Here is a 20,983-nt window from a genome sequence, read left to right as displayed (position 1 = left end):
ACCTCCAATAAATTCCTACACTTTAGTGTATGGATATACAATTAAATTGAGATGGACAATCGTACAGGGCTAGAGCTCATTTTATAAACTGATTCCATGGTAAAAGAAAAAGATCCATTCCTTTATATTAGGGAATGGATCTTTGGTTATCTAGTATACATAAGCAGCACCAACGATGATAAGAAGAATAAACAATACTACTATTAACGCGAATCCACGTCCGGCACCAAAACCGCCGCCATAGCCATATCCAGGATATCCTCCATATCCCATGCCATATCCGCCGCATCCACACATAAATTATCACCTCCTTAAGAAGGAGTTCAATAAAAAATGCTCACATACCCACACTATTCATTATTGAACTTTTTCGTTATGGGACTTTTGCTGATTTTTTATATTGGCTTATTAGCTATTTTTCATTAACATGTACTCCTTCTTGAATTGCCTCATATCCTAAATCGTGCAATTTTCTTGCGATTTCTAGATGCCCCTCATTATTAGGATAAAGAAAATCCCTGGTACACCACTTGTCTTCATTTCCCTTAAAGTGCTTATACAAATTAACCGCATATATATGCTTCTTCCCTGCCATACAATCGGTTTGACGGTTTAATATTTTAATCCACTTTTTAGCAATCAGGTTGTCATGATATGGATTATGCAAACCTATGATGAATAACATATATTTATCCTTTTGCTCCAATTTAACTTCCTTTATTTTTTGAATAATGTCATCAATATTACTTTTGCAAGTCTTTAATGAATGAAAAAACTCTTCTTCATTATTGTTCTCATTATATTTATCCATCGCAGCGATAAAATCCTGATGACCAGCGGAAAGAACAATAATACCGCTGCTCTTTATCGAATCCTTCACTCTCGTTTCCTCGAGAAGCTTAAGAATGTCTTGAGAACGATAGGTGGAGCGAGCTACATTGGTTACATATACTCGCTCTTTCAGAACATCCTCTGCCATCCTTGCATGTCTGTAAGTAAAACCAGGCGTTAAAAATGACGCCCCTGTTCCGGCGCACAGCCCATCGCCAATTGCAAGATATCTCATCACTACCCCCCCAGCAAATATCATGATGTATCCTTATTCATTTGTATTCATTTTTCACACAGTGGTCACTTAGTTATTGAAAAATAGGCGGGTTAACATTAATCTCTAGAAGAAAGAAAAAAGGAGAAGCGAATTGCTTCTCCTATTAATTATTATGTTGTTTACGAATATAAATGGCATGCTACAAAATGGTTTTTCTTCGCCTCCAACCATTTTGGTGTTTCTTTCGAACAAATATCCATTGCCTTCGGACATCTTGTTCGAAATCTGCATCCACTTGGCGGACTTAAGGGGTTTGGTACATCCCCTTTAAGAATAATCCTTTCCCGTGCCCTTTCTAATTTTGGGTCTGGCAAGGGAATAGCAGATAGTAGGGCTTGGGTATAAGGATGGAGGGGGTCGCTGTATAATTCCTCGCTTTCCGCTAGCTCCATCATATGTCCCAAATACATTACTGCAATCCGATCACTAATATGCTTGACCATGGATAAATCATGGGCAATAAACAAATACGTTAACCCTTTTTCTTCCTGCAAATTTTTAAGTAAATTGACAATTTGCGCTTGGATAGATACATCCAATGCTGCAATTGGCTCGTCCGCTACGATGAATTGGGGGTCTACTGCTAATGCTCTAGCTATCCCTACCCTCTGTCTTTGTCCTCCGCTGAATTCATGCGGGTAACGATTAGCATGATTTTGATTGAGACCAACCAGGTCCAGTAACTCTAACACTCGCTGTCTTCTTTCCTTTGAACTCATTTCAGGATGGTGTATCACTAATCCTTCCGAAATTATTTCCAGCACAGTCATTCGCGGATTAAGCGACGAATAAGGATCCTGATAAATCATTTGCATATTTTTATGAATATACTTTTTATCCCCTTTTCCTCTTTTATCCGCCAAATCCTCATCCGCAAATTTGATTCGCCCAGAAGTAGGTGTATAAAGCTGAATTAGTGTCCTCCCTACGGTAGACTTACCACATCCAGATTCCCCTACTAACCCCAATGTTTCACCTTTATGGATAGTGAAACTTAATTCATCCACTGCATAAAGAGTTTTGTTTTTGCCGATAGAGAAATGCTTCGATAAATTTTCAACCTCAATTAATGGCTTCCTTTCCCGCATTAGACGGTTCCTCCAATCCCAATAGGCTGCAAATCCTTTGGCGTTCTTTGATCTTGTAACCAGCAAGAAACAGAGTGACCATTTTTCACCTCCGTTTTAACAGGAGAAAAATAATGACAAACCTTCATTGTATAAGGACATCTTGGAGCAAATGGGCATCCTGCAATCATATTAGCCAAATCGGGCGGAGATCCATGAATTGGGATTAACGGCTTTGTTCGGCTTTCATGAAGCTTAGGCATCGATTGCAGTAATCCCATTGTATACGGATGTTGTGGGCTATAAAATATTTCATCTACTGATCCCATCTCGACCATTTCACCCGCATACATAACAGCTACCCGGTCCGCCATATTCGCTACAACACCGAGATCATGAGTGATAATGATAATAGCAGCACCTGTCTTTTTCTGTAAATCCTTCATTAGCTCCAATATTTGTGCTTGTATCGTTACATCTAACGCTGTTGTTGGCTCATCTGCGATTAATATTTTGGGATTGCATGCCAATGCCATGGCAATGACAACACGCTGCCTCATACCTCCGGAATATTGGTGAGGATAAGAATCCAAACGTTCCTCTGCATTAGGAATACCAACCATTTTCAGCATTTCAATCGCTTTTGTTTTAGCTTGTTGGTTGGTAAGACCTTGATGTTTTTTTAAACCTTCCATTATTTGCTTTCCGATTTTCATAGTAGGATTTAATGCAGTCATTGGGTCTTGAAATACCATTGAAATTTCCGAGCCTCGAATTTGTTGAACCTTCTTTATAGGCATTTCTATTAAATTCTTATTCTCATAATTGATTTTTCCGGATGTTATCCTTGCATTCTGTTTTGGAAGCAACCTCATGATTGCCTTTGCTGTCACGGATTTGCCTGAACCTGATTCCCCTACAATGGCTAAGGTTTCTCCTTTATTTAATGTAAAATCTACACCTCTTACAGCGTTTACGACACCATTCTGAGTGTGAAAGGATACATGTAAATTTTCCACTTCTAAGATTGGATCTTTCAAAGAAAATCCTCCTTTATTTTCTCATTTTAGGATCTAGCGCATCTCTAAGACCATCTCCTAGAAGATTAAAGCTAATCATGATGGCACTTATCACAACCGCAGGGAAGATAAGCTTATATGTAAAAAAGCGCATCCCTTTATATCCATCCTCAATGAGAACACCAAGTGATGCCAGCGGTGCTTGCAAACCAAGTCCAATAAAGCTTAAAAAAGCCTCGAAGAAAATAGCGGTTGGAATCGTGAACATTATAGTAACGATAATAGGACCCAAACAATTGGGAAGAAGATGCTTCCCTATCAATCGTCCATTCGAAGCTCCCAATGTTCGGGAGGCTAGCACATATTCCTGACCCTTTAACTGAAGAACTTGTCCGCGAACAACCCTGGACATTGAGACCCAGCCTGTTACGATCATTGCTAGTATGATAGAACGTATACCTGGCTCAAGGATAAGAATAAAGAGAATAATAACGATTAAATTTGGAATTCCTACTAGTATTTCAATAATTCTTTGCATGTAATTATCTATTTTTCCCCCATAAAAGGCAGAAATGCCACCATACAAAACACCTATAATCAAATCAAGCAATGCCGCTACTAAAGCAATAAACAGAGATATTTGCGTTCCTTTCCATACCCTTGTCCACAAATCTCTTCCAAATTCATCAGTTCCAAACCAATGATTTGTTTTAATATTTCTTTTTTTGTATTGGTCAATGCCATGAACATCCTTTCCATTGAAACCAAGCCATTCCAAGCCTGATATTTTGGGTGGCAAATTCGTATGGGCTATATTTTGCTGTCTATAGGTGTACCCACTTAATTGTGGTCCAAGCAGTGCCAGTAACATCATTAAAGCTAATATAATAATAGATAAAACAGACCCTTTATTTTTTAATAGCCTTCCAATTGCTTCCCTCCAAAAAGTTACCGGCGGAGATGAAATCTCGTCTTGCTTCGTTAAATCCATGGGTGCAGCTACAAAAAGATCATCCGTAATCTCTGTTGGGATTACCTGTTTCTCTAATGGTTGCGGATGCTTCATTCGGAGGGAAGCATTATTATTTAAATCCAGTTTCATATTTCCGCTCCTCTCTTTAAATTAATGCGAGGATCAAGGATTCCATATAGAATATCCACGATAAATACTACAAAAATAAATAATGCACTATAGAATATGGTAATTCCCATAATGACACTATAATCGTTGACTAATATGGACAAGGTAAATTGTTCCCCCAACCCCGGAACAGCAAAAATTTTCTCGATAACCAAAGTACCCGTCATAATTCCGACAGCAATCGGACCAAGCATGGTTACTACTGGGATTAATGCATTGCGCAGTACATGCTTTGAAATTACTTTGGACTCTGAAAGCCCCTTTGCTCTTGCCGTAATAATGTAGTCGTGACCTAAGACTTCCAGCATTTCAGTCCTGATAAATCGTGAAACCGTTGCAATTACACCTACTGAAAGGGCAAAGGAAGGAAGCAATGTGTATTCATAGCTTTCCCATAGTGCGGGTGGAAGCCATCCGAGTTTAACTCCAACATAATATTGAAGTAATGCTGCGAATACAAAGGAAGGAATAGACATTCCCAAGACAGCTAATGTGACCGAACCATAATCTAGTATGGTATTATGCCTTAGTGCAGAGATAATCCCTAGAATTAGACCCACTATTGTTCCCAATATCATAGCCTGAAATCCAATTAATGCAGAAGGTCCTATACGACTTATAATCATACTGTCAACGGTTCTCCCCTGATATTGGAAGGACATTCCTAAATCTCCTTGGACGAGATTTCCTAAATAACGAAGGTATTGGATGGCAACTGGCTTGTCCAAACCATATTTGGCATTCAATATTTGCAGTTGCTTATCTGAAAGCTTTTCAGGATTATTGAAGGGGGTTCCCGGTAAAAGATGCATTAAGAAAAAGGTAAAAGTGACGATGATAAAAAGGGTAACGAGCATATATACAAGTCTCTTTAAAAAGTACGTTTTCACTTGAACACCTCTATTCGGTTGGATTTCATTCATATAGGCTCTTTCCTTAAACTTGGTTGCTTTTACTGACGAAATCTTGTAATGAACTGATTTGTTATGAAGAATAACTTTCTTAAGAAAAGATGCCCCGAGCTACGACTTTATTAGGTTTTATAACAAAAAACGTATAACATCAGGTCAAAATCAGCTTTTGGAATTTAACAATCCATACAAAAACAACCTTAATATAAGAAGAAAAGAAAGAGGATGCACCAATTGATACACCCCAATAGGAAAAGCGCAAGCGCCGCGGATCTAGCTTACGAATGAGTGAAATTGGCACTTCAAATTTCACTTGGAGCTAGACAAGACTAAACTTGGTAAAACATTTTATGGTAATAAACTTATACTTATACCAAATAAATGATAAGCAGCCTTGTTTCTATTCTATATAAGTCCATTTATAGCTGAAATCTGCCCCACTCGGATGTTCAATGAGATCTTTAATATTATTATGCTGTAGTATTGCTTCTCCAGATTGATATAAAGGAGCAATCGCTACATCTTCCTCTAACAGCATTTTTTCAAGTTGTAAAAGCATTTCATATCTCTTTGCCTTATCTGTTTCAAGACGAGCTTTTTCAACTAGTGCATCATATTTTGGATTAGAGTAATGTTCACGGTTAGCGGAGCCCCCGGTTACCCACATATCCAAATATGTCATCGGGTCGCTATAATCAGGTCCCCATGTAGATAAGGAAATATCATACTTTATGGCTTTTTCAATTTCCAGTCTTTGTTCAAATGGTACCGCTTTAATTTCTAATGTGAAACCAGGAAGATTTGTTTCTAATTGAGATTGGATAAACTCCGCCATTTGTTTACTGGATTCAGCATCTGATATATTGATAGATAATTTTACAGATTTAGCACCTGTTTCTTTTAATCCCTCATTCCAATATTTTTTTGCATCATCCGTTGTACCTTTTAACAATTCTCCATTTAATTCGCGATAGTCCTTTTTATCTGGGGAGTAGTAATAATTTTTAGGCACAACCCCATATAACGGAACAGCCCCGTTATTTAATGCAATATCGGTTAAGCCTTTTTTATCAATTGCAAAATTGATGGCTTTCCGGATATTTTTATTTTTTAGAATCGAATTATTTAGATTGAAACGTAAAAATCCAATACCTGCTAATGTGTTTGTTTTAAATTCTTTATCGTCACGATAATTATCTACAGTAGCGGCAGTTAAGCCAACTCTGTCGACTTTTTTGCTTTCATACAGATTTAAGCCTGTTGTGTCATCTTTTACAACATAAACATTGATTTCATCAAGCTTTACGCTTTTTGCATCCCAATACGTAGGATTTTTAACATATTTCCAGCTTGATTCATGCTTCCATTCAGCCAATTTGAAAGGCCCGTTGGATAATAGATTGTCAGCCTCCAGTGCATACTTATCTCCCATTTTTTCTACAAACTTTTGGTTTTGTGGAAGGAATGTTCCGAAGGTAAGCAATGTTTCTAACAATGGATTTGGATTTTCCAAGGTAACTTCCAATGTCTTGTCATCTAACGCTTTAACTCCTAATTCATCTGCAGATATTTTTTCATCCATTATCGCCTGAGCATTTTTTACATCTGCAGTTACAAACATATAATTGTAAGGACCTGCTTCTTTCATTACCCTTTTCCATGCATATTCAAAATCATGGGCAGTAACAGGATCTCCATTACTCCATTTTGCATCTCGAATTGTAAAGGTGTGTACTTTTCCATCTGCACTAACATTATCTTGTTCTGCCATTGCTAATATTGGTTGATTATTTTGGTCTTGGCGGTACAGTCCTTCATTTGTATTGTTTAATACGGTAAAGGCTACTGCGTCGTGAGCTTTCGTGGAGTCCATGGTTGGGATTTCTGCTGAAGCGGTTACATTTAAAACTTGTTTCTTACTTCCACTGTTACCTTTTTCGCTTTGCTGTGATCCGGTTTCCTTATTGGAACCAAATCCGCATCCGGTAAGTGATAAGGCAGCAATTAACATAAAAATGATAAAAGATATTACTCTTTTTCTTTTCATATCCTTCCCCCTAATTGATAGAATTTTTTCTATTTACGAAATAGTTTATACTCTTTTTATTCTATTTTCAATACTAATTTAAATATTCTAAAAATATGTGATAAAATAATATTTAAATCTTTTTAAAGGGGAAATACAATGAGGAAAGTCTATACAAGCGCATTTATTACTTTAATCTTATCATTCTTCTATATATTTCTTGTGTTTCATCACTGGAGTTTGCTGCACTGGGTCAATGTCTTATTCTATATAGGCTTGGTCTATTTACTAGTTGGCAGCATCATTTTTGTTTGGGCAAGCGATTTCTTTTCTGCCTTTTTTCATAGTTTCAAACATTTTCTTCGGGTAATAAGCAAGAGAGAGCAGGTGATCCAAGAAATCGAGGGAAGGGCGACGGGATTTTATCCCGCCAAAAAAACCTTCATCCCTTCAAAACCTTGGATATATATAGGGTTATGCTATTGTATTGTAAGTATTCTCTTTTCACTGAAAATGGTTTATTTCGGGCGATGATTCATAAAATTTTCATATGCAAAGCCCCTTACTTGATCTTCAGAATAATACTTTAATAGCTCATTAATAAGATTCTGATACATGGAGGAATCTTCTAAATGATGAATATACGTATCAATTCCATCAAAGTCTGAACCAAACCCGATCTGGCTAACTCCTCCTAGAGAACAGAAGTGATCAATATGCTTGATTAAATCAGAAATCGTTACATTTTTCCCTCCTGACTTTACAAACGGAGGACAATATACGACATGAATAAGTCCGCCCCTATCAAACATAGCCTTTGCCTGCTGATCATATAAATTCCTGACATGATCACAAACGGCTCTTGCATTTGAGTGGCTTGCTATCGGATAGTCAGCGTATTCCATTACATCCCAAAAAGCCTTCTCACATAAATGTGAAACGTCGGTTAAAACCCGATGCTGATTATTAAACTGCACAATTTCTTTGCCGAAAGTAGTTAAACCAGCACCACGTTCTTCACCAGCACCATCTGCAGCTAAATTAGCATTATTCCAGGTTAATCCAACGGAGCGGACACCTAATTGATATAATATGCTTAATTTATGCATGTCATTACCAATTGCATCTACACCCTCAAGTGTAAGCATTGCTCCGATTTCACCCGGCATTAGACGGTCAAAATCCTCCCAATCCTTTATTTGTTTCATTTCAGGATTTTTCGCAAGCACTTCATTATAGAAATAATCAATTTGATCAAGTGCTGCTTGAAATTTTTGTTCCGCCTTCATATTTGGATGGATAAAAATAGCAAAGCATTGTACTTTTACGCCGCCTTTCTGAAGGCGATTTTTATTAGTATCTAATTCAGGAGCGTCCGCGTAATTTAACTTACCTTTGCTATCAGCAATTTTCATTAGTGCATCACAGTGTAGATCAATGATATTCATTCCTTTCACCTCTCGTTAATATTTTGGCAGCACTCTACAAACTTATGGAATATTCGTTTAGAAATATGATCACCATTTAAGGATAATGGTTCCGGATGCCATTGCACCCCAACCACGAATGAGTGCTCAACACTTTCAATCGCTTCGATCACTCCGTCTGAAGCAACAGCAGATATAACAAGCGGATGTTCTACATTTCTTACAGCTTGATGATGGAAGGAATTCACCTTAAACTCGGTTTGACCTGCAATTCTAGCCAGCAGGCTATTTGGTTCCACTTTTACATAATGAGATAAATGGGATCTCGCCGCTTTTTGTGCATGCTGTAGCAATGGAGTTTCCATTTGATGATAGATATCTTGGTACATATCTCCGCCAGCTGCAATATTCAATATTTGAATACCTCTGCAAATAGCTAGAATTGGCTTATCCCTTTGCAGCATTTCTTGGATAAGCAATACTTCTAAAGAATCTCTTCCCGGAGAAATTGACCCCAGATGTGGGTGTGGTTCTTCCCCAAATAAGGTTGGATCTATATCTCCCCCACCGGATAATACCAAACCATCAAACTTTTCTGCTAATTGCTTTACATCACTGTCAATTCCAATTGGTAAGATAACCGGAATTCCTCCTGCTTTTATCACCGCCTGGATATAATCATTGGCAAGAGTATGCTTCGAATCTAGCTCAACATGTGACGTAATTCCAATAATCGGTTTCACCGTATTTCTCCTCCTTTAAATACTCTTGTCTTAAAATTATTCCTTTTGTATCCAAAAACCTTAGATAACAACTAAATTGGATAAAAATAAATCAACATTGTAAGTAAGAAAAGATGCCTCTGAAACACTGATCTGTATTACGATTTAAAACATGCTATGAAAATGATGGAAAAAAACTTTTGCAAATTAATTATATCGCAATTTTTTGAATTTACGATAATTACTATTTATCATTTGAAAAATTTTTTTAAGTGTCAATCTACTTTTTCAAATCCATAGGACATGTTTTTCGAAATATAGATGTTCAGATCTTTTATAGTCACATACTATAATGTTCCAAAAAGAGAATGGTGAATACAAAAAAACAAATTGCCAAAATTCAGGATTGTACTGTATTACTCATTTATTATTCTGCATTTACTGCATCACTGGATAAAATTAGTCCAATATTTAACTCACTAATTTAATGATAAAAGAAATTTTGCTTATTCATTAATAGTCGGTTTTCATATTGAAACATTCCCAATTTTATTTAATAATTCGTTTTTTAAACTATAAAATAAATAATACATTCACTATATATGAGGTGTCTCGAATCAAAGGGAGGTACACATTTTTAAAAGGAATTGATGATGGGGGAAGGTGATCGTTCACTAACTTGTAAAGTGATTAAAATTTTTAAGATTTTTCATTATATACTTCTAGTATATAATTTTCCAAATAAATGAACGTAATAACCTAGATGACCTCGAAACATTTTTATATGAAAAGGAAATCTTAGATAAACATAATAAATGGAGGAGCGAACTAGAAATACTATATAAAGACTATTTAAACTAAATTTGAGAGTAAATAATTTACAATTTATATATTTGCCATAAATGTCCTACAAGATTCTGTTTGCTAATTATTTTGCAGTCTAGGAGGCACTATGCTAATGAAAAGGTTAAGAATTATTCTATGTATTTCCATAATTTTAATAGTGTTAGGATGCAACTCAGAAAATAGCAAAAGAATTGAATTATCCTATAACTACCTCGCGCCAACGACAAAAAAAACTATAATAAATTGGAAAGATGCAAAGGTAGAAAGTTTCACTCCAAAGACAGACTTATTTATTATAGATAAATTAAATGGTAAAGAAATAAATATAAAAGGGCTAAAGGTAACAAAAGTTACTTTTATAACAAAAAATGACCCTAGCCTTGGTGAAATTAAAGTTTTTATTAATGACTTCAATAATGAGATCTTAGGGATTAGTGGTAGGAAATAATTAATGTCAAATCGATTAAACCACATTGCTAGACACAGAATATCTTTTATTATTTCTTATTGACCTTCACCAGAAATTTTCCATTTTAAAATCGTTTAAGTTTTTTGATAAAAGTATCAAGAATATTTATATTCAAATGATGATTTCCTTGGACCAAAAAAGTATATTATAATAAGAACACTGAATGACTCCATGAAAAAAATGGAGCTTCTTTTTTAGAGGGGTAAACTACCCTACCTGCTGTCTCAGGTGCTTTCTGAAAGTAAGGTTAGACTAAGAGTATATCCGAAATGAAACCTGGGAATAGATCATAGGACAAGGTGAATTATATGTTACGGATTATAGCACTAACTCATGATAATAAACTGCATAGAGATATTACTTTAAATGACTTATCCTTCGCTAAATATAAATGGTATTGGGTTGATTTTGAAAAACCTACCGAAAGTGAATCGGAGCTATTATCAAGCTTTTTTCATTTTCATCCTTTAGCAATCGAAGACTGTCTTCTATATATCCAAAGACCAAAGCTTGATCATTACGAAGATTATACTTTTTTTGTATTTCATGCATTAAATCCCGATACCTCCGTAGTAAAGGAAATAGATTGCTTCCTAGGTCAAAATTTTATTGTTACCTTTCATTTTGAATCACTCATTTATTTAGATAAAATTTATAAAAAAATTGAATCAGGAAATCTCCCGACTCCACTGCGTATTTTCCACTCTATTTTAGATGAGGCAGTAGACCTTTATTTCCCCATCATTTATGCGATGGAGGATAGGTTGAATGATGCAGAGGAGAATACAAAAGGGTTAACGACAACCGCATTAATGGACGAGGTATTCGATATTCGAAGCGATCTTCTACGTCTTAGAAGAACAATCTATCCAATGCGTGATTTAGTGTATAGAATTTTAAATTCAAGCCGCATTACTGGTATTCAGGAATATCACGGCTATTTTAGCGATATATATGATCATTTGCTCAGGCTATCGGAGATTGTGGAGGATTCAAGAGAACTAACTGCAGATATACGAGATTCCTACATTTCCTTAAATGCATTTCACGGCAATCAAATTGTCATTAAACTTACCCTGTTAAGCGCGATCTTTCTTCCACTAACCTTTATTGTTGGAGTATATGGAATGAATTTTGACAATATGCCCGAGTTGAAATGGAAATACGGATATATCATTGTATGGATAATCATGCTTATAATCGGAATCGGACTCCCGCTGTGGTTTAAAAAGAAAGGCTGGTTTAATGATAAGATTTAAGTTTTTGGAGGTAGGGGTGGAATTCTCAAAAAACTTTTTATTGTTGATGAACCTAATAAAAGTCCTTCATACCGGCTGTGAAGGACTTTTTATCGTAATACACAGGAAAAATGTCTTTCATTCTAGCTTTCACAGAACATTTTTCCTACCGGTACATATGCTTCATTATTTTTCTTCTTTCATCTCCGCCGGAAAATAAGGGTTAAGATGAATAAGCACTTCCCGAATATTATCATTTTTCTCCATGAGCTTCTGTTTAATTTTTCGGGAAAGATCATGGCCTTCTTTGATTGTTTTAAAATGATCAACGGAAATTCGCAAATCAACTAAAATATAATTTCCATGCTCACGCGCTCGAATTTTATCAATCCTTCTTACTTCTTCAAACTCGGATATGATTGAAATATACCCCTGGATAATTTCCATATCAATATTTCGTTCAATCAAAATTTGAAAAGCCTCGTTTAACATTTCCTTTGATATTTTAAAAATTAAATAAGCGACAAAAATACTGGCGACCTTATCTCCATACAATAATATTTTCATATCGAAATGAATGCCAAGGAAGGATATAAATACACCAATGGCAGCTGCAATAGAAGCAACAATATCAGCTTTGTGATCTAAGGCAATTGCTTCAATTGCCTTGCTGCTATTCTGTTTAGCAACCTTATAAGACCATTTGTATAATAACACCTTAATAATATAGGAGAGAATGGCAATCCACATTGCTAATAATCTTGGCGGTTCTATAGGATGGAAAAATCCTGTAATTCCTTCGTACAGAATGTAAAACGATATTAGAAATAACAAAATTCCTACTACACCGGAGACGATGACCTCCGCTTTCCCATGTCCATATGGATGATCTTCATCGGCAGGTTTGTTAGCAACTTTAATCACCAAAAGAACAATGATGGAGGCAAATACATCAGCAGCTGAGTGAATACCGTCAGCCAAAACGGCATCACTTCGTCCAAACCAACCGGCAATAATCTTTCCTACAGTTAAGAACAAATTACTCCAAACACTTATCCAAGCGACTCTTCTCGCTAAAGATTCACGAGCACCCACTATATTAACACCTCAAAATTAATAGTATTCCGTCCTGAGTTGCTTTTCTCATACTTGTTACTATTTATTTTTCTCTAAGAAAAGATACTCCAATACTTTACTTAAATGATTTTTTAATTTAAAAAATAACGATTTATAAAAAGCAACATGGTTATCGTAACAAATCGTTATCAGGTGGGTCTAGAGAAAGATTTTTGCCCGAATGTACGCTTTTAATATGAGGTGAACTCTTTGAAATCATTCTAAAAATGTTGTTCTAGCGAAACTTTTTCCAACCAGTTATAAAATGAATTATGAAAGCTTCTTCACCATATGTAAATAAGGATGCCCATATAAATCAAATGTAGACTCATATTCATATCCATTTTTCAAATATAAGTGATATGCTTTTTCGTTGTCCCTATCCACATTCAAGGATAATTTACTATATTCCATTGCGTATCCTTTTTCTTCAAATGCTTTTAGCAGTTGACCACCAATACCTTTATTTCGATAGTTTGCAGAAACTGCTAATGAATCTAAATAAAATTCATCTGTCTCCGTTTCTTTTGAAAGAATAACGTGAGTAGCATCAAACTTTTCTTGCAGAAAAGAAACGAAATTTTTATCATAATCTGCTGCATCCTTGCCATGATAAATTATCGCAATTCCAACAATTCGACCATCCATTTCCTTTACTAAAATATTATGATAGCTAAAACGATTGCCCTCTTTATAAAACAATTCCTTTAGAAATTCCACAATTTTAGCTTTTGACTGTTGATCAAGAACATTTATTCCTAAGTCTTTTAAAATCTCATATGTTAACTCTGAGATGTCCTTAACATACAATTCCGGATCATTTTTTTTAGCATGTCTAATCAATAGATTCTCCTCCTTACTATTATTTATTTTAACAAATCTAACCTAAATAGGTGGTTATTCATATAGCAGAAAGGAGATTTCGTAAAATTTCAAACATGTGCAAATGTCGTAAAATGTCATGTTTCATTCTGGAAAATAACCATTTTTACTCTTGATTAAACAGTTTGTCTAGGTTATCATTTTTGTTGAATTGGGAATATTCTAAATCATTCGTTAAGGGGGTTAATTCTTACAACTCAATATTTCCGGTTCATAATAAAAAGAGGGGAGTTAAGAGAGTTGAATAAGAAAATTCTATCCATTTTAGTTTGGACGCTTATTTCTATTCTAGGTGCTGTTGCTTTTGCATTGCTTGCGCTGGCAAATGGAGAGACCATTTCTGCTGCATGGCTTGTAATTGCCGCAGTTTGTACTTATGCAGTTGCATACCGCTTTTATAGTAAATTTATCGCCTATAAGATTTTCAAATTAAATGATAATCGAGCAACACCTGCTGAAATTAATGATGATGGAAAAGACTATGTACCGACGAATAAATGGGTACTGTTTGGCCATCATTTTGCGGCGATTGCAGGGGCTGGACCGCTTGTAGGGCCAATTTTGGCTGCACAAATGGGATATTTGCCTGGCGCTCTATGGATTATTATCGGAGTTGTTCTAGCGGGAGCAGTTCAAGATGCTGTAATATTAATGGGTTCCATGCGAAGAAATGGAAAGTCTCTAGGGCAAATGGCTAAAGAAGAAGTTGGTCCATTTGGGGGAATTATCGCTTCCATTGGCATCTTAGCTATTATGATTATTTTACTAGCCGTTTTAGCACTCGTTGTAGTGAAAGCGCTTGCTGGATCTCCATGGGGAGTATTTACTATTGCTTGTACGATTCCTATTGCTATCTTAATGGGTATTTATATGCGTTTTATTCGCCCAGGAAAAGTATTAGAAGGGTCTATTATTGGATTTATCCTACTTATGATGGCTCTTTGGGGAGGACAATACATTGCGGCCGACCCTGAACTTGCAAAAGCATTCACCTTTACTGGCGGCCAACTGGCTATAATGATTGGAATTTATGGATTTGTTGCATCTATTCTTCCGGTTTGGCTATTACTTGCTCCTCGCGATTACTTAAGCTCATTCTTAAAAATTGGTGTTATCTTTTTATTAGCCGCAGGTATTTTAATTGTACTTCCTGATCTTCATATGCCAAAAATCAGCAAATTCATGGATGGAAGTGGTCCGGTTTTTGCAGGTAACTTATTCCCATTTTTATTTATTACCATTGCATGCGGTGCTGTTTCCGGCTTCCATTCACTCGTTTCATCTGGAACTACACCAAAAATGTTAGAAAAAGAATCCCACTCCCGATTTATTGGTTATGGTGGAATGCTAATGGAATCTGGTGTAGCGATAATGGCATTAATTGCCGCTTGTTCTCTCCACCCTGGACTTTATTTTGCAATGAACGCTCCTGCAGCTACCATTGGAACGGAAGCGGCAAATGCAGCATCCGTTATCTCAAGCTGGGGTTTTCAAGTGTCAGCAAGTGATATAACAAATGCTGCAAAGGAAATTGGGGAAACTTCCATTCTCTCCAGAACTGGTGGTGCTCCAACACTTGCGGTAGGAATGGCAGAAATTTTCACAAGCTTTCTAGCTGGAGCGAAAGCATTTTGGTATCACTTCGCCATTCTCTTTGAAGCATTATTTATTTTAACGACTATTGATGCTGGAACAAGAATTGGACGTTTTATGCTTCAGGATCTAGTAGGAAACTTCTATAAGCCATTTGGGAAAACAAATAATCTTGTGGCAAATATCATTGCCTCAGCACTTATCACGATTGGCTGGGCATATATCACCTATCAAGGTGCAATTGATCCGTTCGGAGGAATAAACTCCTTATGGGCACTATTTGGTATATCCAACCAAATGCTAGCGGCTATTGCCTTGGCTGTAGCAACCACCATAATCATTAAAATGGGGAAAGCAAGCTACGCTTGGGTGACAATAGTTCCTTATGTTTTCTTGACCGTTACTACGCTTACTGCAGCTTTTATGAAGCTATTTTCATCCGTACCTGCCATCGGATTTTTTGCCCATGCAAAAATATATCAGGATGGTATCAATAGCGGAAAAGTAATTGGTCCAGCAACCAATATGGATGTCATGAAGCAAATTGTTTTCAATGACCGGCTGGATGCAACCCTGACTATTATATTTATTGCTATCGTACTTTTAATGGTAATTGCCTCCTTAAGGGTATGGTATAATATTCTGATTAAGAAAAAGAAATCAGAATTGCACGAAACTCCTTTTGTTCAGACAAAATTTCCGAATGTACCAATCAGCAGGTGATCCTAAATGAATACCATTACTGCTACCATCAAGAAAATTCAATGTAATATTAAAATCATCTTTGGACTTCCTAATTACGATCAATATGTTGCCCATCGGAAAAGGAAGCATCCAAATGAGCCAATTATGTCGGAAAAGGAATATTATATGTATGCCTTAAAAGAAAAATACGAAAGTGGAAAAGTTAACCGTTGTTGTTGATATGAAAGATGTAAGCGCCTTGCATATCGGCGTATGGATGAGTGAAATTTGAATTGCCAATTTCACTTATTGAAATTTGAATTGCCAATTTCACTTATTGAAATTTGAATTGCCAATTTCACCTATTGAAATTTGAGTTGCAATTTCACTTATTGAAATTTGAGTTGCAATTTCACTTATTGAAATTTGAGTTGCAATTTCACTTGGAGCTAGACATGGCTAACTTGTAAAGTAATAAGATGATTCTATAAGACACTTTTATCATTTGATATAAAAGTGTCTTTTTTTTCTACATTTTTTAATCTTCCCCCCAATTCAGCCTCTAATTTATCTTCTTTATTTCAATGTTTTCAAATATGGCAAATTACATATTAATATATCACCTCTTTTTAAAACCTTTATCATGTAATTGTAATATTAATATCGTAAAGTAGTATTTGTGTAGATTGGACAACTATTATCTCGAAAATATCACTTCATTTTTTCTACATGTTTTATTGATTCGTGATATTTATACTAGTTTACCCACACTTAATTTGGGTATAAAAAGAGTTATACTAGTATAGGTTTAAATTGCTTTAGGAGGTGTTAAGTATGGCTTCCTCGTCCAGGAGTCAGTACTTCGACAACGCTAAATTCATATTAATTTTTTTAGTAGTGTTCGGTCATGTAATTAGCCCCTTAAAAAGAAATGATGACATATTATTTACTTTATATACGGTTATCTTTTTATTTCATATGCCCGCTTTCATCTTAATCTCCGGTTATTTTTCAAAAAGCTTTAACAAAAAAGGGCATCTTTGGAAATCCATCAAGAAAATTTTGCTTCCATATATCATTTTTCAAGTCATTTATTCTGTTTTCTATTATTGGAATGGCCATGAATCAAACCTAAAATTTGATCTGCTAAATCCACATTGGACATTGTGGTTTTTATTAAGCTTATTCTGTTGGAATCTTTTACTCTATGTATTTGCAAGATTAAAATGGGTTGGCTTGGCTATTGCCGTATTAATTGGAATTGGAATAGGGTATTTGGACAATGTCGGCAGCTTTCTTTCCCTTTCTAGGACATTTGTATTTTTCCCTTATTTTCTTTTGGGATATTTATTAGAACCACAACATTTACAGCTAGTAAAAAAGGTAAGATACTCTACGATAATCGGCTTTACTGTTCTTATTGGAACGATGCTGCTATTCGGGACGTTGTTTCCAAAAGATGCCGTTTCTTGGCTGTTAGGTGATACTTCTTACGCAGGAATGGGAACAAAAGAAATAACGGATGGACTTATTCGTGCTTCGCAATATTTTCTAACAGCAATTGTCATTTATGGATTTTTATCCATCGTTCCTTCAGGGGGCTTTAAATTAACCGTAATCGGAGAGCGGACATTGTATGTGTATTTGTTACATGGATTTATCATCAAGACGATTCAGTCATTTGTTTCCAACGACACCTTAGATGCGATGTCTGATCAATATATAACCCTAATCATTCTCTCATTTGGAATATGTGTATTTTTAGGAAGCTATTTTATCAAAAAATATACTCGTCCAATAATTGAACTTAAAATATAAATTAAGGAAAGGAGAGGACTCCCCTCTCCTTTTTCTTATTAACTCCCTAAAACCATCCCCAAAAATGCGAACAGGATGCCAAATGTATAACTTACTCCCAAATACAAAACCATTACAAGCCATTTTTTCTGATCATAGAGTTCGATATTCTCCACCTTAAAGGTGGAAAAAGTAGTGAATGCCCCCATAAAACCCGTCCCAAACAGTAATGTCCCTATATCTCCAATCCCTTCTCCTTTCATAAATCCAAGTAAAAAAGCACCGAGTAAATTGACAAATATGGTTGCAATGGGAAAGGAGGAATGATAGTGCTTTTTCACAAGATTGCTTATACCAAAACGTGCGATTGCTCCAAAAAATCCGCCTATTGCTACAAGAAGGCTGTTTATGACCATCATTTGTTCCCACCTTTAAGGCTGATCGACTTTCGAATATGATACCTGCCAAATCGAAAGCCACCCCATGCCATCAGAAGTCCACCCCATATGCTGATTAATATATAGGTTATTGCTAAATACCATCGGGAGTCCTCTAATAATTGAACGGCTTCAACACTAAAGGTTGAAAAGGTTGTAAAGGAACCTATTAACCCGGTTCCAAATGCTGTAATGAGATTGGAAGGAATTTTATCTATTTTTGATAAGTATGTAGTGATCCAACCAAGTACAAAACAACCAATTATATTGGGTAATAGCGTAGAAAGCGGAAACGCCGAATGCCACCATGAATGTACCGCAACCCCAAAATAATACCTTAATAAAGCCCCGATAATACCTGCGATGCCAACAAATAGATATACCAATTATTTCACCTCTAAAAACTAATATGTACAACAAAAAGACTCCTACCAATAAAAAATATTACTGGTAGGAGTCATTAGCTTAAAAAGCGGTTTTGGCGAACTCCATCGCCATCTTATTACAAATAGTTTAACAGATGGTAATTTGAATTCCAAGGGTAAAATGAAAAGAGCCAATTTGTAGAAGTGGCTCTTTTCGAATTATTTAGCAAAACGATGATTCCCAATCGTTACGGTTGTTTTTCGTGAAAATATCCAGCTGCTTTTTGCTGTTTTTGGATTGTAAAAATATAATGATCCTTGACTTTGACTATTAAATGCTATTGCTTCATTAACCGCTCTTTTCGATTCTGCATCTGCCTGTTGATTAATTCTTCCATTTTGAACAGGTGTAAATGCATAATGTCCCGACTCTATTTGATAAATAACCCCTTTAATGGTGGAAGGAAAGTTAGAATCTTTTACACGGTTTAATACAACCGTCGCAACGGCAACCTTCCCGGCATACGGCTCACCTACTGCTTCAGCATGTACAAGCCTCGCCATTAGATCCTTATCTGCTGACGATACAGCTGAATTAGGGATGATGATACTTTGTCCAACGTTAAGATTAGAATTTTTCGCATGATTTGCTTCCATTAAACTGTTTACCGAAACACCAAATTTATTTGCAATCTTCCAATATGTTTCACCTTTTTGTACCTTATAATTCGATGTGGCTGCATCCGATTGATTTGTTAATGCAAAGGTCGACATGGATGCGATTAAACCTGTCGCTAAGAGTAGCTTTTTCAGTTTATTCATCTATATAACCTCCTAGTTGTTTCACTGTTTGTCTTACTTACTAGGCTATCAGCTGTAACATAGTATTTCATTATCCAAAATCTGGGGATTGTATTTGAATGCCACATATAATTGCTATGAACCTATTTCGCGAGGTTTAGGTAATAATATCCTGATTCATACATTTACCGAAATTAATCCTGTCATGGAAAAGTCGGGATTGTTTATTACGAATTATTTCAAAGGTGTATCAGCATTAGAGATTTGTTATATGGAAGGAAAATACTGTATGAAATTACATCTGTAAGAAAGAATAATAACGAAATCTTTCCAGATGAAGGAGGATAAAACCTTGTCCGTTGGAGTTTTAATACTAAGACTTGCCATTGCCTTTATAACCTTACTTATTTTAACTAGGATAATGGGGAGAAAAGAAATCTCTCAGATAACCTTTTTCAATTTTGTTTCTGCCATATCCATCGGTACAATTGGCGCCTCACTTGCGATGAGTCCATCTACCAGTATCCGCAATGGTTTAATTGCGTTAATAGGTTGGAGTCTTTTTACAATAGCGCTGGATTATTTAGACATAAAATCAAAAAAGGTCCATTATGCTGTTCAAGGTGAGCCAATTATTCTTATCAGAAAAGGAGAAATATTAGAAGATACTTTAAGTAGGGCACGGCTAGATGTAAATACATTAAATTCTCTATTGCGAAAAAAAAATGTTTTTTCTGTTGCTGATGTAGATTACGCAATCTTTGAAACAGATGGAAGTATATCTGTTATAAAAAAACAAGAAAAACAATCTGTAACAAAAAGTGATATGCATATCACACAAAACATGGATATTTACCCCATTGCAACGGGAGTTGTTTCGGAAGGTAAAATTATCAATGGGAATCTATCTAAATTGAACTTAGATGAACAGTGGTTAGAGGAAAAACTCAAGGATGCAGGAATCCCCTCTATCTCAGATGTTTTTTATGCGGAGGTTCAAAAAGATGGAAGCTTGTATATCGATAAAAAAAATGATGTTATCCACTAATAATTCTATTATTAGTATTGAAACATTCACTGTTTTTTAGTTTATTAAATTTTCAAATAAGATTACGAAAAAACTAATTAAAACATTTGAAGAGATACTCATAGAAAGTGATGTTCAGTTTTCTGTGACTTCCGGAGCAATAGTAACGAAGTTAACCATAGCACCTTTCCCGAAAAATTAATGATGTATTGTTCTTTTCTGCCTAATGGTTTCGGTATTATAGGCGGCAGCTTCCGCACTATTTTCAGTTTAAGAAAATGATTTTTCCTTAAAAACGGCATGGGGC

At 35.7% G+C, this 20,983-nt stretch carries 21 protein-coding genes and 1 riboswitch; of the genes, 7 read left to right on the top strand and 14 right to left on the bottom strand.

Annotation, left to right across the window (positions count from 1 at the left end):
• Positions 1 to 150 precede the first annotated feature (150 nt).
• From KHA87_RS01115 to KHA87_RS01085, 7 genes are all read right to left on the bottom strand, one after another.
• The gene (locus tag KHA87_RS01115; protein ID WP_213092282.1) at positions 151 to 297 is read right to left on the bottom strand and encodes a YjcZ family sporulation protein; all 147 of its coding nucleotides are present in this window, start codon (positions 295 to 297) and stop codon (positions 151 to 153) included.
• Positions 298 to 412: 115 nt separating this feature from the next.
• Positions 413 to 1,066 (bottom strand): GDSL-type esterase/lipase family protein, encoded by a 654-nt coding sequence (locus KHA87_RS01110; RefSeq protein ID WP_213092281.1) that lies wholly within the window; start codon positions 1,064 to 1,066, stop codon positions 413 to 415.
• 161 nt (positions 1,067 to 1,227) lie between these two features.
• Positions 1,228 to 2,196 carry an ABC transporter ATP-binding protein gene (locus KHA87_RS01105; protein ID WP_213092280.1) on the bottom strand — a complete coding sequence of 323 codons (969 nt, stop codon included), beginning with the start codon at positions 2,194 to 2,196 and terminating at the stop codon, positions 1,228 to 1,230.
• Positions 2,196 to 3,215: an ABC transporter ATP-binding protein gene (locus KHA87_RS01100; protein ID WP_213092279.1), complete on the bottom strand. Its 1,020-nt coding sequence runs from the start codon at positions 3,213 to 3,215 to the stop codon at positions 2,196 to 2,198. The genes KHA87_RS01105 and KHA87_RS01100 overlap by 1 nt, the downstream gene beginning before the upstream one ends.
• A 13-nt stretch (positions 3,216 to 3,228) precedes the next feature.
• Positions 3,229 to 4,260: an oligopeptide ABC transporter permease gene (gene opp3C, locus KHA87_RS01095; protein ID WP_213094197.1), complete on the bottom strand. Its 1,032-nt coding sequence runs from the start codon at positions 4,258 to 4,260 to the stop codon at positions 3,229 to 3,231.
• Positions 4,261 to 4,292: 32 nt separating this feature from the next.
• A complete protein-coding gene (gene opp3b, locus KHA87_RS01090) occupies positions 4,293 to 5,258 on the bottom strand; it encodes an oligopeptide ABC transporter permease (RefSeq protein ID WP_249310048.1) in 966 nt (321 codons plus the stop codon).
• A 388-nt stretch (positions 5,259 to 5,646) separates the two neighbouring features.
• Positions 5,647 to 7,293, bottom strand: a complete 1,647-nt coding sequence (locus KHA87_RS01085) for a peptide ABC transporter substrate-binding protein (protein ID WP_213092278.1) — start codon at positions 7,291 to 7,293, stop codon at positions 5,647 to 5,649.
• Positions 7,294 to 7,431: 138 nt separating this feature from the next.
• On the opposite strand from KHA87_RS01085, the gene KHA87_RS22555 reads away from it, so the two are divergent.
• The gene (locus tag KHA87_RS22555; protein ID WP_213092277.1) at positions 7,432 to 7,806 is read left to right on the top strand and encodes a DUF3899 domain-containing protein; all 375 of its coding nucleotides are present in this window, start codon (positions 7,432 to 7,434) and stop codon (positions 7,804 to 7,806) included.
• On the opposite strand, the gene KHA87_RS01075 is transcribed toward KHA87_RS22555, so the two are convergent.
• Together KHA87_RS01075 and KHA87_RS01070 are read right to left on the bottom strand one after the other, a co-directional pair.
• Positions 7,791 to 8,720: a dipeptidase gene (locus KHA87_RS01075; RefSeq protein ID WP_213092276.1), complete on the bottom strand. Its 930-nt coding sequence runs from the start codon at positions 8,718 to 8,720 to the stop codon at positions 7,791 to 7,793. The genes KHA87_RS22555 and KHA87_RS01075 overlap by 16 nt on opposite strands.
• A 5-nt stretch (positions 8,721 to 8,725) precedes the next feature.
• Positions 8,726 to 9,442 (bottom strand): gamma-glutamyl-gamma-aminobutyrate hydrolase family protein, encoded by a 717-nt coding sequence (locus tag KHA87_RS01070; RefSeq protein WP_213092275.1) that lies wholly within the window; start codon positions 9,440 to 9,442, stop codon positions 8,726 to 8,728.
• Positions 9,443 to 10,379: 937 nt separating this feature from the next.
• On the opposite strand from KHA87_RS01070, the gene KHA87_RS01065 reads away from it, so the two are divergent.
• Both KHA87_RS01065 and corA read left to right on the top strand, forming a co-directional pair.
• Positions 10,380 to 10,715 carry a hypothetical protein gene (locus KHA87_RS01065; RefSeq protein ID WP_213092274.1) on the top strand — a complete coding sequence of 112 codons (336 nt, stop codon included), beginning with the start codon at positions 10,380 to 10,382 and terminating at the stop codon, positions 10,713 to 10,715.
• Between the two features lie 329 nt (positions 10,716 to 11,044).
• Positions 11,045 to 11,995: a magnesium/cobalt transporter CorA gene (corA, locus tag KHA87_RS01060; RefSeq protein WP_213092273.1), complete on the top strand. Its 951-nt coding sequence runs from the start codon at positions 11,045 to 11,047 to the stop codon at positions 11,993 to 11,995.
• A 165-nt stretch (positions 11,996 to 12,160) separates the two neighbouring features.
• Here the strand turns inward: corA and KHA87_RS01055 are convergent, their stop codons facing one another.
• Together KHA87_RS01055 and KHA87_RS01050 are read right to left on the bottom strand one after the other, a co-directional pair.
• On the bottom strand, positions 12,161 to 13,072 hold the full coding sequence (locus KHA87_RS01055; RefSeq protein WP_213094195.1) for a cation diffusion facilitator family transporter: 912 nt from the start codon (positions 13,070 to 13,072) through the stop codon (positions 12,161 to 12,163).
• Positions 13,073 to 13,360: 288 nt separating this feature from the next.
• The gene (locus KHA87_RS01050; protein WP_213092272.1) at positions 13,361 to 13,933 is read right to left on the bottom strand and encodes a GNAT family N-acetyltransferase; all 573 of its coding nucleotides are present in this window, start codon (positions 13,931 to 13,933) and stop codon (positions 13,361 to 13,363) included.
• A gap of 279 nt (positions 13,934 to 14,212) precedes the next feature.
• Between KHA87_RS01050 and KHA87_RS01045 the strand changes: the two genes are divergently transcribed.
• The 3 genes from KHA87_RS01045 (at position 14,213) to KHA87_RS01035 (ending at position 18,067) form a co-directional block, all read left to right on the top strand.
• Entirely contained in the window at positions 14,213 to 16,288 is a 2,076-nt protein-coding gene (locus KHA87_RS01045; RefSeq protein WP_213092271.1) for a carbon starvation CstA family protein, read from the top strand.
• 6 nt (positions 16,289 to 16,294) lie between these two features.
• A complete protein-coding gene (locus KHA87_RS01040; protein ID WP_213092270.1) occupies positions 16,295 to 16,489 on the top strand; it encodes a YbdD/YjiX family protein in 195 nt (64 codons plus the stop codon).
• A 594-nt stretch (positions 16,490 to 17,083) separates the two neighbouring features.
• Positions 17,084 to 18,067, top strand: a complete 984-nt coding sequence (locus tag KHA87_RS01035) for an acyltransferase family protein (RefSeq protein ID WP_213092269.1) — start codon at positions 17,084 to 17,086, stop codon at positions 18,065 to 18,067.
• A 38-nt stretch (positions 18,068 to 18,105) separates the two neighbouring features.
• Here the strand turns inward: KHA87_RS01035 and crcB (KHA87_RS01030) are convergent, their stop codons facing one another.
• The 3 genes from crcB (KHA87_RS01030) to KHA87_RS01020 form a co-directional block, all read right to left on the bottom strand.
• Entirely contained in the window at positions 18,106 to 18,462 is a 357-nt protein-coding gene (gene crcB, locus KHA87_RS01030; RefSeq protein WP_213094194.1) for a fluoride efflux transporter CrcB, read from the bottom strand.
• A complete protein-coding gene (gene crcB / locus KHA87_RS01025) occupies positions 18,462 to 18,869 on the bottom strand; it encodes a fluoride efflux transporter CrcB (protein WP_213092268.1) in 408 nt (135 codons plus the stop codon). The genes crcB (KHA87_RS01030) and crcB (KHA87_RS01025) overlap by 1 nt, the downstream gene beginning before the upstream one ends.
• A gap of 58 nt (positions 18,870 to 18,927) precedes the next feature.
• Positions 18,928 to 18,988: riboswitch (Fluoride riboswitch) on the bottom strand.
• 79 nt (positions 18,989 to 19,067) lie between these two features.
• Positions 19,068 to 19,670 (bottom strand): cell wall hydrolase, encoded by a 603-nt coding sequence (locus KHA87_RS01020; protein ID WP_213092267.1) that lies wholly within the window; start codon positions 19,668 to 19,670, stop codon positions 19,068 to 19,070.
• 331 nt (positions 19,671 to 20,001) lie between these two features.
• On the opposite strand from KHA87_RS01020, the gene KHA87_RS01015 reads away from it, so the two are divergent.
• The gene (locus KHA87_RS01015) at positions 20,002 to 20,697 is read left to right on the top strand and encodes a YetF domain-containing protein (protein WP_213092266.1); all 696 of its coding nucleotides are present in this window, start codon (positions 20,002 to 20,004) and stop codon (positions 20,695 to 20,697) included.
• Positions 20,698 to 20,983: the final 286 nt, after the last annotated feature.

The organism is Bacillus sp. FJAT-49736 (genome assembly GCF_018343615.1).
Lineage (GTDB): Bacteria > Bacillota > Bacilli > Bacillales > Bacillaceae_C > Margalitia.
Note: the sequence above shows the minus strand (reverse complement) of the source record. Positions and strands in the feature narration are given on the sequence as shown.